We start from the raw sequence: 18,710 nt of genomic DNA, 5'->3' as shown, positions 1-18,710 counted from the left end.
CTGTTTTTAAATCTTAGCAGTTTTGCTGTCATTGCGGGTATCATAAGAAGAAGGGGATGAAGATAGTTTCTTATAAATTACACTACATCCATTCAAGAAAAACAGAAAAAGACAATCATTTGTACAGTCAGAAATGTTCTAGAGAAGCCAAAATGAGAGTTGAAGGCAAAGAAAATACTACGCGGTCAGGGGCAAACAATAGAGCGACATAGCAACTCAAAGAAATATTGCCTGTATAGTCTATAAAACAAACATAAGCACCACTCGTAATCTTGAATATGTGATAAAATCTATGGTCGTGAGAATTGCCAAATTTATTCGCAATATGGGGGCTATCTCTTGACAGTTCATTCCTCTTATACAACGCTCATATCTTTGTGCAAAAAACAAATTAAGATGATGCCGAACAAGAGAAAAAAGTGAACAAATGACTAAGCTTATAGGAGCTCTACGAGGATTATGCTTCCAAAAAGTGGACAAACGAGAAAGTCGATGTTTTGCCATACGTGTGATTATGACATATGTTTTAACAACTTAACTTCAGATCAGTGCGGAGAGCAACAATAAACAAGATATTAAGAACGCAGCAGAGAATGAGGGTGATAATGCGTGATAGCGCAGAAAAAGATACGATAATGAAAAATTAAAAAGTGTTGTCAACAAGCTTTGAAAATACAACTTGCCGCTTGCTATGTTGCTCATGCCGGTTGCAAAAAGAATTATTCTTATGAGAAAATGTTTGGGGTATTATATACACGAACAAAAAATGCTCCCATAAAACCAACCCATACAGATGTTCGTAGAAAAACAGAGGTTGGAATTCAATTATTGTGCGCTTCTTTCTCAATAACGGTCATGAATAAAATTTGTTATCAGGGCGTTTTACTCACCATTGGTTGAACCATGAGTTCTAAGATGTAAACTGAAAGGGCATGTGCGGCATTAAAAGTCAGGCGCGCATGGCGAGGTTTGAGATTGATCTTTTTGAAATTTTCTTCTGAGTGGCCGTGCGCTGCCCCTTTTTTGTTTCTTAAATTCATAGTCCCTTCCACAATTTTGTAGAGACCGGATACTATCATTTTTAAGTCCCTTACATCCAGATCTTGATTTTTTAGTTTTTCTTGTTTCATATCGCTAGGGTGGATTTCAGCGTTAGTAACGACTGCCTTCCATAAAGCGCGTAGCGTATAGGCTGTATCTTTATAGGAGATAGCGTAATGGTCAAGATAAGCTTTACAGGATGCTTCCAATAGATTTGTTGCAAATAGAACCGCACTCCCTGGATCCTGTTCTATTTTTTCCAATGCCCTTTTTGCTTCGATTTCTACTGCTGAAAGCCCTTTCTCTGCAATACGCTTTTGGAGTTCTTCTATGGAGAGGAGGCCTAATTTAGTGATATATCCATCACGTTGATATTCAAAATCATATTCCTTTAATTTTTCTAAAACGGCATCTTTATCTCTTTGTAACTTTAGCATTTCAGCATACACTGATGGATGCAATTCAATTGGATCTGAATTATAGTATTCTTTTTCAAAAAAATCCTCAAGCAGTTTACCAAGGACCTCAAGTGGCTTATTGCATTCTTTATTGATTGTATGGAACCATGATGTAATTTTCTTTTCTTTTGATGCGTCTAGAATCTTAGAGGAAGCAGATAATCTAAGAAAACAATTCATCTAAGTCATAACGCCTATAATGATTTGGTAATATTTGGCCAAGAAGTCCAATGATTGCAAGAGGAATTTGTGATTTCATGAGAGAGACTTTTCAGAAAGGGTAATTACATATTTTATTTTTATGACAATATAAAACTTATAACATTATTCTTTGAGTAAAAGACTTATTATATTGTACTATGGAGAGTTCCATAATATTTTTTTAAACATCACACATTTTATTTTATAAAACGGCTCAGGAATATAGTGTTAGTTCTTATATCCACATCTTCTATCTGAAACAAAAAAAGCATATCATGCATGTTGAAAATTGCTGGAAATGAAGTGAGTTTATTTTATATCAAGAAAAAGCTCTATGAAAAACTTTCTAAAGCATAGCTTTGGAAGTGTTATTAGATCTTCCTTTTAATGCACACGTTGATCTTTTCTCACCTATCGTTTAAAAATCCTCCTTCAACAAAGGTGTGTTTTGATCTTACAAAATCTATAGTAAAGAGGCTTCTTCTCTTTGAGAGGTTGGTTTTGCTATATAGGTTTTCTTCATTTGAAAAGCTTTATTAACTTTGTAAGAAGATCTTCTGTTTCTAAAGAGCAGTTGCTTACGTTTTTATCTTCTAGCGTTTGCCATAATGTATCTACCACTTTAATCCCTCTTTTTTTTCTAAATAAGACCAAGTTCCAAAAGGTGTTAATGGATTTGTGAAAGGTTTTGGTATTTGAAATGACATGTTTGAGGATATCAGAAAGATTTTTAACACCAAATATAATTTCTGTATAAACAGAAAATGTAATAACAGCGTCAACAGAGCGTAAGAGTGATTAAAGTACTCGCAGAAATTAAATAATTGCGTGTGTTGCATTTATAATAGGGGTTAATCACGGATTTTTATGATGGGGTCATTATATGGTGAAACCTCTTCTTGCTAAATTCTACTTAAGGGGGCTGTTTATTGCGTATGGATGTTGCTAGAGATGTTGTAGTGGAAAGAAAGAGAAGAGAGGATGATAATTGTATTTTATCACGTTGTCCTTCTTAGAAGGTCGTTTAAAAATCTTGCAGTCTGTAAAGGTTTTTTAAAAGATAAAGACTATATTGTTCTTTTAAATTCTTGCTTCTTTCACTGTTATAATAGTGAGGGAAATGATGCTTTCGAATAATGCGTGATAACGCATAAAATATAGAATGATGAAAAATGAAGAGGTCATCCTTTCAAGCTTACTTTTTTGCTGCATTTGCAAGAGGGGTTAGGGAAAGTAAGGCGGTACTGAGCGATGCAATAGCTAAAATTTGCCACGCAGAAAGTCCAAAAATGTTTTGGTTATATAAGAGAGTGCCAAAGTAACTTCCCAATATGCCTCCAAAAGCACTCGAGAGGCTCATGATGCCAAATGTACTAGCAATTAAGCGTTTATCGATATTTGTGGTGTCATAATCAAGGCGTATATAGATAACAATTTCAGCAAAGGAAAACAGGATGATTGATAAGAAGAGGTAGAAATAAGAATGATCAAGAGCGTGGAGCAAGATAAATGAGAGTCCAAAAAAACAAAGGATAATATGAAAGGTTTTTTGGAGCTTTCTTTACAGGCCCATTTTGAGAGAGGGAGTTGGAAAAAAATTACGATGAGAGCATTTAAGATAAAAATAAAAGGAGCAGCATTTCCTCCAAAAACTTGATCACTAAACAGAGGTATGATGCTTTCAAGTTGGATGTAAAAAAAGGTAAACATAAACATAAAAAATGCAACACTGAGCATGGTTTTGTTGGTGAGTAATTTTCTAAAATCAGAAAAATTTATTTTGTCCAATGTTTTGCTATCAAAGCTTTCTTTTAAGGCACAGTTCAGAAGAAATAATAAAAAAAAGATCAATCCAACAAAACTAAATAAAAGAGAAGGAACCATTTTGAAAATCAACATTCCAATCACAGGGCCAATCGAGACCCCTATATTATTAAAGATGGATCTTGTTGCTAAAGCTTCTACTTTTTGCGCTATCGAGACGTTTCTCACTAAAAAAGATTTCGCAGCAGGAACGTATATACTGCTTCCTAGGCCAATTAAAATGCAAGAGAAGAGCAGGATATAAAAATTATCCGTAAAGCCAATGATAAGATAGCCTGGTATTCGTATTGCTAGACCTGAAAGCATTGTTTTTTTTACATGGACATAATCAGAGAGTATGCCACCTAAAAGAGAACCTGCCTTTTTGCACCAAAAAGCTATGTCGATGATGATTCCAACTTCTGTTGTTGTAAGAGAGTTCAGTTTATTCAAGTAAATTGCAAGAAAAGGGACCACCATAAATATTCCAATACTACTGAATAAAGATGTTATGAGGATGAGTTGTGTGCTTGCTTTGAAATGGAAGAGTGTACGTAACATGTTCGTTTTCCCCCGCATTTTCTTTAGAGAATGCATTTAACTTAAACAGAGCCGTTTGTGCATTTATAAACTATACAATATAATATGCCTCTTAAAAGTGTTATACCAATATAACCAATATTACAAAGCTGTTTGAACAAGACGATTAATACGGTCTCGTTGATTATCATTTTTTGCAAACTGAGGTATAAAATGAAAATTGTGGTTGCAAAAACCGCAACAAAGATTGTAGGGTCAAAGAATGATCCAGTACAAAATAGGGTAAAAAAATTAAGATAAGACCACAAGAGGAAGTCCTTCGAATTCCAAACTTATTCCAATCGTCTTTATAACATGTGTAAAAAAATTCGATATCAAAGATTGCGCGTCGATTCCCCAAAATACGGATAAGAAAACGTCTCCTCTATCAAAGCTGTGTTTTTAAAATAACATTCCATTTCAAGCCTAAAAAACTGCTTAAAATAAAAAAATCTACGCACCTCTTATACAAAAAGCTCGCATATTCTTTGGTAAAAAATAGAAAGAGCAATGAGGCCATAAAATCATCAAAAAGGCTATGGGTATATAAGTGATGAGACCGTGTGATCACTCTAGGTAAATACCAACGCATGAAGAGAGGAGCAGCTGGCAATCTTATCCTTAGTGGAGGATGAAGATTTTGCTGAATGTATGGTAGTACGTAAATCTACATAAAGAATATTCTTTCTCTGAAAATCATCTCTCAATAAAAATAAACTCTGACTGCTTTCATAAGATCAGTATATCAACTGATATTTGTTTGTATACCATTGTAAAAATTTTCTTTAATCAAAGCTTTTCCTGATAAAGAGAAGTGTAGAGTTATGGTGAGGATAGCTTTATGGTAGGCGGTTTTCTACGTAAAAATGCAATTATTTCTTTTTGCATCACCCCATAGCTCTTCTGTCACGTGAGATGATGTTTGCAAGTTGCGTAGTGTTATATTCTTTGTGCGTTCTCGATGGTGCAACAGCTCTTGCATTTGGAAACTTTCATTGGAGGCATTTTATTTCTTCCTTCAAGTGTTTTATATACACAGATCCCATTTATTATGTGCCAAAGGGTAGGTTTGAGTGCTTCAACGTAAACAGATTTAAAAGGAGAAAATCTTGCAATATTCAGATTCTTATTCAACATGAAAAAAAGATTAATTATTATCATAAATCAATATGTTGCTCTGTTTGTCTGATGATCAGACAAAAGGCGGAATACCGAGGGCGTTTGTGAGGCTATTGGTGTGAAAATGAGGTACAATTTTCTACGTAGCAATGCAGAGATAGTCAGTATTGAGGATTTTAGGAGATCATATCTGTAGCTGGGACCGTAGGAGCTTTGTTATTGTGTTTAATGGATCTAACCCGCATTGAAAAGCGTGCTTATCCCTATGGATATTTCTAAAGACAGCATTAGAAAATTCCATACTTTAATAGATTTTTAGAGGGGGTTAATGGCACAAAAAAATCATAAAATAACAAATTACGCACGTTACTGGAGGTATTCAATTTTAGAGCTTAAGGCGCTTGTTGATACAGCATTCTTTCATAAAAATGATGGAGATTCCAGTATATTGGTATGCTTCTACAGTGGCAAATATTTTATTGTCTATTGCTATTGCAAATATTCTTGATCAGACTTGCAAAAAAATCGCTTATAAGATTATAAATCGGAGCTGTTTTCTTTGCGCGATAGGAAGAGTGCTAGGCAAAACAGTAAAAATGTAGAAATAGAGAATATGAAGAATATAATATATGTTTGACTTAGGGAAAGGTCTTCTTCTGTTAGAAGATGGATTAAAAAGCCAGCGAATATACCTCCCAAGGCTCCACCTATTTGCTGTAATATGCGTGTGATAACTGCTGTATCTTTGACGTATAAGCTATTGACATATTGGATAGGAGCGGACAAGCATACAATGGTGACGATACCAAGTCCGATGCCTCTTAGCAAGAAGCCTAACCCATCCATATTTATGTTATAGCCAAAGCATAGTAATCCAAAGCTTGATATCACTAAACCAATTCCGATCATGAAAAAGGAAGATTTTTCTTTCCATTTTTGATAAATAAATTTTCTGCCAATCCATGCTCCCACTCCTTGCAAAGCAAGAACTGCACCAATGATAAGGAGGCTATTGTCGTGACTTCCTTCTATAACAATGGCTATTGGGAAATAAACAAGGAAGCTATAAAAAAGAAAGGAAGCGATAAGCCCCATTATCATGAGTAATGTGTAGCGCGCATTTTGAAATCCACTAAAGACGATGAGTTTGTTTTTTGCTTTCTGATTAGAAACAATGAATAATAGCAGAGAGAGTACCGCTATAAGGGCTATGATAGAGAAGGAGTGGTTGTTGTTTATATTTCTGGCTTCTGTGAGGTAAAAAAACGAAATGAGAGATATGGAAAACGCTAAAAATGCAAATAAGTTAAATTTTGTTTTTGTTGTTTCGTTGCTCTTTAAATGTTTTGCTCCAAGGGTGAGTGCCAATAAAATAAGCGGAATATTTATAAAAAACAACAAACGCCAAGATACATACTGAGCAATTGAAGCGCCTACCAGTGGATCAAAAGCAGGAGCAAAAACCGTTGGTACGGCTATGGTGCCCATGGCTTGGCGCACCCGTTCTTGCCCAAATTGTAGGGCAATGATGGTTTGGCTAAGGGGCAGCAAAAGGCCTGTTCCAAAACCTTGAAGGATACGGGCAGAGAGAATGGTTGGAAAATTATAGCTTAATCCTACCCCTAATGAGCCAAGCATAAAAATGAAGTTTGCAAGGAACCAAGTTTTTTTGATACCTATTCTTGCTTGCACAAAAGCTGCTATCAACAGTCCTGGCACGGTGGCTAGAAAATAGGATGTTACAATCCACTGTATATTATTTTCCTCTACCGAAAAATAATGCGCAAGATCAGGAAGGATGACATTGACAATGCTTCCGTCTAGCAAGGGAAGTATGCTGGAAATAATGACGGTATATATCACATACCATTCTGATTCAGTATAGGAATCTCCCTTTAGCATGACTATACTCCCTTCAAGATATTATTTAAAATATCCGTCCCGCTTCATGAATCACCAAGCCTTAAGAATGAAGACATGTTGGTGATGGTCTCGTCTCTCATGTTGGGACGAATGTGATTGGAAGTGCTGATGGCCCTCTTTACTATAACCCCTCCTTCTCTAAAACGAATTTATCACCCAAGCTGATCTCAATTAATTTGTCAAGGAGTCTATTTGCTGTCAATTCACTCTGATGAGAGCAAAAGCATAACCTACACGAGAACATGCTTTCTCCAAAGGCTAAATGGTTGGTGATCCTTATAAAATCCGGTCCTGTTTTACAAGCCTGTTTGCATTCTGGTATAAAATTATTGGGGGCTATAAAAACATCAGTATCACGGTTAGCAGCTCCTATCATGCAAAAAACCAGTGAATTAGCCGGTAACGAAGCTCATGCGAATTCCATCGCTTGATTGATCTGGCGCGGTATAAGCTGAACTGGAGAAGTCAGGCGCAATGTTTCTGCGATTGCATCGCCAAGAAGTGTCCACTCTTTTTGGATTTTTTCCAATTCTTTCGGGTTTGTGCGTAAATGGTAAAAAAGATAAGCTAATGCCTTATCAGCAGGCTCTATGGCAGCCAATAACATGTTAAAGACGAGCGCAATTTTTGCAGAGTTGCTATACTGTTATCATCATTTGTTTTTTTGATATAAGAGAGATATTAAATTTTCTAATGCGTTTGGGTCCCATTTTTCTATAAGGAGCGTTAGATAAGAAATTATCTCTTTGCTGCACCATAAACTGAATTCTTTTACCTCTTCTGATTGCTGTAGGCTGGTGACAAAAAACATTCCCTCTTGTCTATAGTAATATATCCTTAGCTCTTTAGAAAATAAAAAATGGAGAGCCTATGGAAGAGAGTTGTAAACCAAAAACTCTTAATCTTATGGTTGAAGAAGAACAGTCTTTGCAAAAATGCTTTGATGACAATGCCCATATGTTTTTCTATGGTATTTGAAATACACGGAATGATGCAGCATATAATGCTGTTTAGTGAGCTGATAATAAGAATGAGTCCTCTTATTTTTATAATTTTCCCACAAGCTAATTCGGCAATATTGGTGTTGATGGTCGCAGTTTATAAAAAGTTTTTGGAAGTTAATTCTTGAGGACTGAGTCATTTGCTAAAGTAATTATAGAAGCTGATATATAGCTGTGCAATGATGGGATGCATTTGATGTCTACAACCGTGGAAATGTAGCAGTGACAGTGGATTGCAGTATTTAAGAAAAGCGTAGTGTATAGAGTATAGCAGCAAAATAAAGAGTCATTTTTGTGTCGACTTTTGAGGGGCAAGTGATGGTCAATAAGTTAGAGAAACAGCGAGGCGATAAATGAATTCATATCAGTTCAGAAAAACATAAAAAAGCCAGAAAGAAGGTGTTATGAAAATTGAATTAGTGGTGTTTTTTGCAAGTCTTTGTTGAGTGATAGACAATGAAAAAAGACAATCAATGTCATATATAAAGAACATTCACAAGATTCCTCTTTTTTAAGTGAAAAACGAGAATGTCAAAAGTAGAGGGATTTTCTTATTAAAGTGTGAGAATTTATTCATAGAGAATAAAATGAAGCGAATATTGAAATTGTTGAGCGTAATAGCCTTGATCATTCTATCTGGCTGTTACTTAGAAGAGCCTTCTCAGACAGCTGTAGATGTATGGGAAAAACCTGGTACTGATAAGTTGGAAGTAAAAAAAGCATTGTTAGAATGTGGAATGCAGAGCTTTTCTGATCTTTCTTGGGAAAGCGGCTTGAGCCTTCATGAAAGAATCAATAATGAGGCGTCCGGTGATGCATGCATGATACAAGCAGGTTTTCATCATAAATTAGGAGCGATGAATTGGTGTGAGAAGTATAAAGCTGATAATCTTCCCATTTGTCAACCGGATGCTGTTATTCCTCAGCGAAGTGTTATGAAGCGTTTGAATAGTCCTTATTGTCAAGAGAATAAAGACCAACCAGAATGTCAGCCTTAAGTTTTGCGGCTGTTGATCTAATCTTCACATCCTTGCTTTCGTATGTATGCAGCGGCATTATTTTTTGTGTTCTATACCAATGTGAAAATGTTGACAAGTTTATGAGTCTTCTTATCGTAAACAAACTCAAAGGGGGAAGAGGAGGGAAAATCTTGAAGTTATTGGGTATGGATTATTAAGTGTTATTGGAGATGTGAACAACTTTCTCCATAAACTATAGCACTATAGAAAGGCTTTGGATTTTGATAGGGTTACAATTGAAGTATTCTTACAATGTGATGGGATATGATTTAGCTTTCTTTCTGAAGAGATGAATGTGTACGCAAATTTGTTTCGATTTATCAGTGTATAAGTAATGTAGGATTTCGATACAAATTATAAGATTCAAAGAAGCTTTCCTGTTCATTACCTCTACGCAGTGAAGAGTTTCTAGAAAAATTTATAATAGCAAAATGTCAGTAGTTTATGGAAAATATAGATACATTTTGTGTAATCAATGCGAGAAAAAACGCCTGTGAGTTGATAAGAAATTATTAAGAATAATAGAAAAATTAATAAATAAAAAATCCTTTTAACAACTTTATCATATTATCTTATTATGTTCAAAAATAAATAGATGAAGTAAAATACCAATCAGGTCATGAGCAAAATAAAAACATTTTGCTCTTATGTTGATTGGTGGTTTATTTAGGTGTTAAAACTTGATACGTAAATTGAATATTGACCTTGATATGTAAGAAATTTTCAGATGTTCATTTGCTATTGAAGAGATGCATATTTTTCCATTTTCCGCTGATTTTATTTTTTCTAGAAGCTGCTTTATAGCGTTTTTCTTGATCAGTATAAGATTATTAAAGATGATTTTTGGATAATTTTTATTACAGTTTTTAGTTGGTATTTGAAATAAATTTTCTAAAAAGAATAAGAAACATTGACTTTTTTATTACAGCCTTACATAAAATACAAAATGTATAATGCTTATATGTATACGTGCAATCAGGTAAGCTGCAAACACCCTTTTTTGCCTAGATTTTTGTTTTTGTTGAGAAAAAAGAAAGTAAAAAAATGATAATTAAAATATCCAAAAATCACTTATATTCGTGTGTTTTTATTGGGATTGTTTTTTCTTTTTTGTCAAATGTAAAGGGTGTTGAGGCGCGTTCTCGTTCGTCCGTGTCACTTTCGTGTCATGAAGGCAAATTACCTTATAGATGTGGTGATGGTATGAAACATACGATCAGTGATCTAACGTACCAGTTTCGTATATCCTCTGAAGAAAAGAACGGAGATGATCATTCTTTTATGTCGTCTGCTGCTATAGGAGCACAAAAGCCAAATACAATTGTCCAAGCAATGCGTGTGAAAGTTGAAGAGACTGATAATAGGGAAGATACTTATGGTGTCATTGCCGAGCAAGGGGGAAAAGTTATTTTAAGCGATTCAATTTTTAAGGGCGTTGCAACAGGTCTTAAAGCTGAGGGTGGGGTGATAGAGGGAGAGCGTGGAGCAATTGAAGTTACTCGGGTAGGTGTTTATGCAGAGAAGCAAGGGGCATCTGTTGTTTTAAAGGATGCAAAAATTAAAGTAGAAGGTCAAGATATCGATCAGAGGACAGCTCTTTTCAGTGGTGTTGATGCAAATATTAAAATGACGGGTGGTTCAATTGATGTGCAGGATGCAGCAGCACTTTATGTAGGAACAAACGGGAAAGCAGCTTTAGAGGGTGTGACCATTACTTCAAAAGGTAAAAAAACGAATAAAGAAGATGCTATTGTTCATGCAGTTTTAAATGTAAACCAAAACGGTTCTCTCTCTTTAAAGAATAGCAATGTTGTTGCTACCGATGTTAGCGGTTTGTGGATCGGATTGGATGCGAATGCGCAATTAAAGAGAGAACAGGAAGGGAATATTTTAATTTCACAGGTTAATATTGAAGATTCAAAGATCACGCTGATAGGTAACGAGACTGGTATACACTTTGATATGGAACAAGAAAATAATGATCACGAACAAGGAATTGTTTTGTTGAAAAAGGCAAGTTTTGAGGTTCCAGATGGTACGGCTATTCATAGTCGTAAGAGTAGTGGTTATATTGGTGTATCGGCAGGGACAAAAATCTCTGGGGATTTGTTGTTAACGGCTGAAAAGAAAGCTTCTCTGGCAGTGTTAGTTGATTCTTCTTCTCTTATAGGGGGGACACGCGTTGCTGATGATTCATTTGCTGAACTTTATTTGACAGGAAATTCAAAATGGATTCTCACAAAAAGGAAAGCAGTAAATTTGCAAGATTCAGAACGTATAACTTCATCGATTTCGTTTGTAAAACTTGCTGATAGTGTTATTACTTTCGAAACTCCAACATCTCAAGAGTATCAGACGCTTCGTATTGGCAATGGGGGAAAGGAAGTTTACAGTGCGCAGGGGGATGCGCATCTTTATCTTAATACATATCTCAATGGCGATGGTTCACTCAATGATCAAAAGACTGATCGGCTTTTGATTGATGGTGATATTTCTGGAAAGACAACAATTCATGTGCAATTTATCGCAGAAAATAAAGAGAGTGAGGCAGGCAACGGAAATACACACAGTATTTCGCTCATTCAAGTTTCTGGAAAAGCAGCAGAAGATTCTTTCCAGCTGAATAGCCCTTATATCACATGGGGAGGTTTGCCTTATCAATACTATCTTCATGCCTATGGTCCAAATTCTTCACTTGGGAATGCACGTACTGATCAAAGATTAGTAGAAGGTCATGACAATTTTTGGGATTTTCGTCTCGAAAGTAAATATATCCAACCTGTTCCAGAGCAGCCTGTTGAACCAAGAATAAGAGAGGTTGTTCCACAAATTCCAACTTATCTTCTCTTGCAGAATGCTTTGTTTCATGCTGGGCTGATAGATATCAGTAACCAAAATAAGCGGCTGGAGATTATGCAATCTGTTTCTGATGAATTCTTAGAAACGAATAAAGATTTTGCTTTATTTGTTCAAGGTTATGGTGGAAGTTACCGTTATGTTTCAGATCTTTCCGCACTTGAATATGGTTATGGAGGCAATCTTGATTATAATGCTATAGAGGCAGGCATTTCATTGAAGACGACTGAAAACGCATATAGTAAAATGTCTTTAGGGATTATGGGGACTTATGGAAAGCTTTCTTTGCGCCCTCAAGATGTTGAGCAAAGTCAAAAAAGTGTATTTCATAAATGGTCAATGACAGCATATTGTCGTATAGAACATGATACGGGTTTTTCTGCGAATGGACTTTTATCCTATGGTCTGTTTAAAGGTGATGTCTTTACTGCTGCAAGAGGTAAGACGGCGTCATTAAAAGGAACACCTCTAAATGTTTCTTTGTCTGCTGGTAAAGCATTTATGATAGGGAACAGGGGGCTTGTTTTTGATCCGCAGGCACAAGTTATTTATCAACATCTCCAGTTTGATAACGCTCGTGATATTGATCACTTTGATATTGAAATAGGAAAATCTGATCAATGGGTGATGCGCGTTGGTGGGCATTTAACCAAAACCCTTGCCGCTTCTCAAGAAGATCGCCTTACCTCTTTTTATGGAAAACTTCATTTGACGCATAGTTTTGCAAGAAAACAATTTGTGCGTTTTAAAGATGCTTTTCCGGTAGGTTCTTTTGGTTCTTCTTTAGAAACGGGATTTGGTATTCATGCAAAAATGTCTTCAAAGATTGCACTTCACGGCGATTTAATCTACCAGCATAAACTTACTAAAGGTGGTTTTTCTGGAATTCGTTTTTCTGGTGGGTTGCGTTATAGTTTTTAATCTAATCTCTTGAAAAATTGTTGATGACAATGAGAGTTTTTGTGTCTTTGTAATTTTAAGATAGAAGCGTACAATATAAATAGAAAATATAAGATGTATCGCGTTCATGAGAAATTTGGAAATGTTATTCTATAATGTTTTTGTTTTGTCTTTAAAGTGTTTTGTATTCTTTAAGTGAATTTAAGAAACGTTGTACGTGAAGGAAAAATCAAAGAGATAAGAGTGAATGTCACTCTGAAATTTTTTTAGATTGGTTGTTTTTGAGAGTTTTTGCCGTTACATCAACTTGTAGAGTAGGTTTCTATAGAAAGAATTTAGAAAAATAAACATAATCAATATGTTATATATTTTTATTTTTTGCTATTCTTTAATGTCTGCTTTAATTTTTCAGTTTTTATAAAGCTTTTCATGTATAAATAAGAACAGAAAAGTGACGATTAGTGTTAATGTTTTACTTAAACATCAACAAACTGCTAATATACAAAATGGTTACCAAACAAAGGGGGCTTGAAAACATGATTGTAAATGCAACGCTCAGATTTTTAGTGTAAGTTGGTTGGTTAAATAAGTTCCTAAAGGAGCGGACAGAGAGCTAAAAGAATTGTACGAAACAACATGTAGTAATCATCGCAACCAACCGATCATAGAGGGATTTTCTGTGTGCCATAACAGCGCCGATAGTTCTTGCATTGAGACGATTTATTAGAGGCATTTTACTCCTTTCTAAACGGTTTCTCCCCACACACCAGCCCTGCTTATGACGTGCAGAGACATAGTTTCACTTGATTCAACATAAGAGGATTTGAGATGAGAGAATCTTACAATATTCGGGAGTCTCATTCAACAGGCAAAACAGTAAATTATCATTATAAATCAATGCGTTACTCTAATATTGTAGGGTAGTTAAGAGAAAAGGACGTCTTTCAAGAGTAAAATCACCATGTGAAGTGTGTTGATCAATTAGCATTAGAAACACGTACCAAGCGCTTTGGTTTAACGCTACAAGAGGCAAAAAATCTACTGGCTGGTAATCTATATCGGGTGGCTTTTTTTGCTAAGGCGTGCTTACTTAAGAGCAGTATGACGCAGCGCAACAATATCTCCAGATAAGAAACGACTATCTTTGTGCAAAAGGCTTGTCAAACGCTATTTATGATGAAATGGCATCTTTTTCTGATGATAAAGCAAGAGATAAATGGGGTGAATTTACTACAGAGCGGTTTTTAAACATGTAAGAGGTACTAAAAGAAGCATAATACTTCTATAGACAGTATAATTTCTATGCAGCAATGGCAGTACCTTGTTATAGAAGATTAAACTCTACCATATCTTGTAAATTCATTGCGCGTTGCCCTTAATGCGCTTCAGAAGTATTTTTCACACAATTGTGGAATTGTTTAATTATAAAATAATTACGGTATTCTGTAAAAATAGTGGTTACTTATTCTTAAAAAAATTTTCTGGAAAAATTGATGATTACTATCAGTCCTATTAGAGCTAGTATGAACCAGAATATTTTTACTATCGCTTCAAAATAATATATCATTATAAGGATTAAAGCGGCAATTACTATAATTGCTCCTCCAATGATTGGGGACGATCCTATAGCTAAAAATATACCAAACAATACACTACAGAGCATAAGCGGCATTACAGAAGTATAAAAAGCCATCTCTTTAATATCTGTCAGCCCACATTCAGCAATTAGTTTGAATGTCAGGAATAATGCCGATCAATTTATAACAACTAGAAGCACTGAAAAAGCACCTGCTTTATCTTGTAGGTCGTGTTCCATGAGATCATAATTAAATACTACGATGGAAAGAACAATTGAAGCCAATGTTGGAAACAATAGCACACTACAAAGTGCAATAATTTTTTCTCTAGTTTTCCCTATTATGGTAGCAGCGCCCACAGCACCGGCTACTGTCAAAGCGCTTACTATAAAAAGCACTATAAATAGTATTGTATTCATCATTTTTCACTTTTCGATTATTTGCTATTTGAAGTACTTTAACAGCTTCCTTTTGATTATATCAATATGTGTTATTTTGATGTTAAAAATGTGTTACAAATCATATTTAATGACAATCACGGCACTGGTCGTAATGTGTCTAAATGAGAGGAAGTGCAGCATAAAATCCCTGCAAATGCGGGTTTCTTTATTATCGGGAAGGAGTATTTTATGACATCAGAAAATACAGAGCTAACTCCATCAGTTCAAAGAAAATGGATACTGCCTAGAGTAAGGATGGGTGCGTAAAAGGTATACCAAACAAAATAACACGCATTTTAAAAGAGGCAATGATGAGGGATGCTGAGAATGCTGGTAACACGGATGAAAAAAATAAGAATTTTTTTGTTCGTAATCTCATTTGAAGAGATCAAAATACAAAATGCTAAAGCCAATTACAGGACATAACGGTATAAACACAATGAGCGTGAATATCTTTTGGGTCGAGAGTATTGTAACGATAATCCTATAATAACTGTAAGCTTTATGTGTTGGAAAGTATGCTTATCTTGTGAATTTATAGTGTGACATTCTTAATGCTCCTCAAAAGCATCGAAAAAATCAGAAATTATATCGTAATATAACAAGAAAATATTCAAAAGATAACTGGCTGGAAAACTATTTATAATTTGTATTGTAGCCATATATGTTACGGAAAATATGAGCCACTCTATAGGAGAAGAAGGCCAATCGTGATCTTTTTCTCCGTTATAAAAATAATCATATAACCATTCCATGTGAACTGAAACTTCGTTTGAGTATAGAGGGGTTTCATTTGAGTCTATATAGAGAGGAGAAGAGTTATACGCATTCTCAGGAATGCGATGAGTGATTTTCATATTTGGATAATATTTGGATAAAAATTAAGCTCTTCTAATTTACAAATGCCGACGTATAACATTGGTGCGCTAACATATATTATTAGTGCAATGACGAATAAAGCTATTTTTTGAAAAGGTGACATTAATATCAGACCTGTTGTTACTCATTTATTTTTCTCTCTATAATCGATTCCCTTTACGTGTATCAATATGTGTTATTTTGGTGTTAACAATGTGTTGCAAATTGTGTTTAATAACATGTGCGGCACTGGACGTGTTGTATCTAAACGAGGGGAAATGCAGTGTACAATTCCTGTAAATTTGGGTTTTCTTATGATAGGGGGAGTATTTATGACATCAGAAAATACAGAGCCAATTCCACCGGTCAAAAGAAAATGGATACCAACGAAAGTCGGTCAAGGGTGAAGGCATTGTTCAAAACAATTAATGCTATTTAAAACCAATCATTTGATGGAGTTTATACGGTCTATAGTTGTTTGGATAAATGGGGGTGTCTGTATGTATGTACAAAACAAAGGTTACAAAATTAAGATTCATAATATAATGAATATAGTTCTTAATGGTTTTATTCATAAAGAAAAGTTTATAAACTTTCTTGATGGATCATTTAGTTGGTTTTCATTATATAAGCATATTTTTTAATGATTTTTTATTTTTATTAAGTTGAATAAAGTATGAATTAGTATTATATTTATAAAATTAATTAAAGTTATGATATTATCTATAATAAGTTATATTTAAATTTTTATAATTCATCTTTTTTGTATAGTATATTTTACTATTCTATTAAAAATATGTTATTATATTAATAAGTTTGGTTACAATTGCACTTTTTATAGTATGTAATTTTTTATTTATAAATTTATTTAAATATACTTAATATAATAATATTTATTGATAAAATTATGTTTATATTTTTGGATAAAGATGAAAAGAGTAAATGAAACAAAGAGCCTCTCTTTCAATAAACAGATTTCATAGCTTCATTTGATATTATAAAATAAGTTGAGAGTCATGCAGATGTTGTTGCTTATCGGTGATAAAACGCACATGATTGATAGGATAGAAGGTGACAAAAGTCTGAAAGAATGTTTGTCTGTAATTTGTATCTTCTTACCAATAGCTAAAAAAAAATAATAAAAGAGATCAGAAATGATGAGAAAAGAGTGGGAATTTATAATAAAAATTTTTTATTTGCCATTATTGCTACCGCTTTTGCATTGAACAATGCATTTATTGCAGGGGTAATTCATTCTAAAATTTCATTGAAAACCCCATCGATAACTTTTTAATTTGTTATTGAATGGCTGTATTGATGTATAATAAAAGCATCTGAAATAATAAAATAGGATAACAATCTTCTCACTTGAGAGAAAAAACTGATTGTTTAAAGATCAAATAATCTATGCATACCAATACTACCTTTAAATTTTCTTTTTTCAAAAACTGATATGTCAATTGATTTGCAGTTTTTTATATCTTTTCTAAGCTGAAAAGATTTCCCTGTTGATTTTTATATCTATAAACTTTGGCCAACTTAAAAAATAATACCAATGAAAAATTATATGGTACCAAAATTTTAGGATTATTCTAGATTTCCTTTATGAACGGAAAAAGCATTACGTTTAAAATGACAAATATTTGCAAAAAAATGCTTTTAACATGCGTTGTTGCGTTTCTTTCTGGTTTACAATTTTTTTTATCATTTTATCTTAGTGAAAAGGTAAGGTGTCTTATCTTTTATCTCAAAAGGGTGGAATTATACGAATGTCAAAAAAAGTTATGATCGTGGAAGATAATGAACTAAATATGAAGTTATTCCGTGATCTTGTAGAGGCGAGTGGCTGTGAAACAGTTGAAACGCGTAATGGTCTTATGGCATTGGATTTAGCGCGTTCATCAAAGCCTTCTCTTATCCTTGTCGATATCCAGTTACCAGAGGTCTCAGGAATCGACGTTATTAAACAATTAAAAGAGGATGAGGAACTGAGATCTATTCCTGTTATTGCTGTAACCGCTTTTGCTATGAAAGGGGATGAAGAACGCATTCGCGCCAGCGGATGTGAAGAATACATGTCAAAGCCTATTTCTGTTCCTCATTTTATCGCAATGGTCAAGCACTTCTTAGACTGAGGTTTTGTTAGCTAATGATAGAAAAAAGACTGAAAAGCTTCTAACATAACTAAAATTGTAAAAGTCTCTTTGAACAAGTGTACGGATACATTTGAAGAAACAAAGGAGAGATTCTAAAGACTGAAATCGAGCATACAAGGTTTTTTAGAGCAATTTTTTGTTTGTTTTTCTCTAAAAAGAAATTTGTTGTTTTGTATTTTTGTTTTTTCCTGACAGGTGTCAATTGATCGCGACGTTCTCTTAAAAAAATCTGCTTTAGGAGAGCAAAAAAGCCCCGTTTTGACGGGGCTCTACAGAGTGCGTAAAAATTAAAATTAGCGTTTTGAGAACTGGAAAGAACGACGTGCTTTTGCTTTACCATATTTTTTACGTTCAACAACACGGCTATCACGAGTGAGAAAGCCCCCCTTTTTCAAGATTGTGCGAAGTTCTGGTTCGTAATAGGTTAGAGCTTTAGAAATGCCATGGCGTACAGCACCAGCTTGTCCAGAAAGACCACCACCTGCAACAGTTGCAACAATATCAAATTGTGTATCCCTGTTTGTTGCAACAATTGGTTGACGAAGAATCATTCTTAGAACAGGACGTGCAAAATATTTGTCGAATTCTTTATTGTTAATGGTAATTTTTCCAGAACCTGGTTTGATCCATACACGCGCAACGGCATCTTTACGTTTTCCTGTTGCATAGGCACGTCCTTGTGCATCAAGCTTTTGCACATGAACCGGAGTAACATTTTCATGGGTTTCTGTAATACTTGTTACAACGTTAAGCTCAGAAAGAGAATTAATTTCAGCCAT

General features: G+C 34.5%; 10 protein-coding genes and 1 pseudogene. 5 read left to right on the top strand and 6 right to left on the bottom strand.

The window, feature by feature from the left end; genetic code table 11:
* Nucleotides 1–872: 872 nt before the first annotated feature.
* From LNM86_RS07845 to LNM86_RS07835, 3 genes are all read right to left on the bottom strand, one after another.
* Entirely contained in the window at nt 873–1,679 is an 807-nt protein-coding gene (locus LNM86_RS07845) for an abortive infection family protein (RefSeq protein ID WP_241437231.1), read from the bottom strand.
* Nucleotides 1,680–3,080: 1,401 nt separating this feature from the next.
* Complete coding sequence (locus tag LNM86_RS07840) at nt 3,081–4,064, bottom strand: MFS transporter (protein ID WP_241437230.1); 984 nt, start codon at nt 4,062–4,064, stop codon at nt 3,081–3,083.
* A gap of 1,674 nt (nt 4,065–5,738) precedes the next feature.
* Nucleotides 5,739–7,103, bottom strand: coding sequence for an MFS transporter (locus tag LNM86_RS07835; protein WP_241437229.1), 1,365 nt, complete (start codon nt 7,101–7,103; stop codon nt 5,739–5,741).
* A 287-nt stretch (nt 7,104–7,390) separates the two neighbouring features.
* On the opposite strand from LNM86_RS07835, the gene LNM86_RS07830 reads away from it, so the two are divergent.
* A complete protein-coding gene (locus tag LNM86_RS07830; RefSeq protein WP_241437228.1) occupies nt 7,391–7,555 on the top strand; it encodes a hypothetical protein in 165 nt (54 codons plus the stop codon).
* On the opposite strand, the gene LNM86_RS07825 is transcribed toward LNM86_RS07830, so the two are convergent.
* A complete protein-coding gene (locus tag LNM86_RS07825) occupies nt 7,534–7,731 on the bottom strand; it encodes a hypothetical protein (RefSeq protein ID WP_241437227.1) in 198 nt (65 codons plus the stop codon). The genes LNM86_RS07830 and LNM86_RS07825 overlap by 22 nt on opposite strands.
* Nucleotides 7,732–8,712: 981 nt before the next feature.
* Here LNM86_RS07825 and LNM86_RS07820 point away from each other — a divergent pair.
* The 3 genes and pseudogenes from LNM86_RS07820 to LNM86_RS07810 all read left to right on the top strand — a co-directional run.
* The gene (locus LNM86_RS07820; RefSeq protein WP_241437226.1) at nt 8,713–9,123 is read left to right on the top strand and encodes a hypothetical protein; all 411 of its coding nucleotides are present in this window, start codon (nt 8,713–8,715) and stop codon (nt 9,121–9,123) included.
* Nucleotides 9,124–10,188: 1,065 nt separating this feature from the next.
* Nucleotides 10,189–12,921, top strand: a complete 2,733-nt coding sequence (locus LNM86_RS07815) for an autotransporter family protein (RefSeq protein WP_241437225.1) — start codon at nt 10,189–10,191, stop codon at nt 12,919–12,921.
* 914 nt (nt 12,922–13,835) lie between these two features.
* Nucleotides 13,836–14,322 (top strand): annotated as a pseudogene (locus LNM86_RS07810) (hypothetical protein); the annotation flags it as partial.
* A 331-nt stretch (nt 14,323–14,653) separates the two neighbouring features.
* Here the strand turns inward: LNM86_RS07810 and LNM86_RS07805 are convergent.
* Nucleotides 14,654–14,899 (bottom strand): hypothetical protein, encoded by a 246-nt coding sequence (locus LNM86_RS07805; RefSeq protein WP_241437224.1) that lies wholly within the window; start codon nt 14,897–14,899, stop codon nt 14,654–14,656.
* A gap of 2,645 nt (nt 14,900–17,544) precedes the next feature.
* Between LNM86_RS07805 and LNM86_RS07800 the strand changes: the two genes are divergently transcribed.
* Entirely contained in the window at nt 17,545–17,910 is a 366-nt protein-coding gene (locus LNM86_RS07800) for a response regulator (RefSeq protein WP_241437223.1), read from the top strand.
* A gap of 314 nt (nt 17,911–18,224) precedes the next feature.
* On the opposite strand, the gene rpsI is transcribed toward LNM86_RS07800, so the two are convergent.
* A complete protein-coding gene (gene rpsI / locus LNM86_RS07795) occupies nt 18,225–18,710 on the bottom strand; it encodes a 30S ribosomal protein S9 (RefSeq protein WP_241437222.1) in 486 nt (161 codons plus the stop codon).

Source organism: Bartonella machadoae (assembly GCF_022559585.1).
GTDB lineage: Bacteria > Pseudomonadota > Alphaproteobacteria > Rhizobiales > Rhizobiaceae > Bartonella > Bartonella machadoae.
Note: the sequence above shows the minus strand (reverse complement) of the source record. Positions and strands in the feature narration are given on the sequence as shown.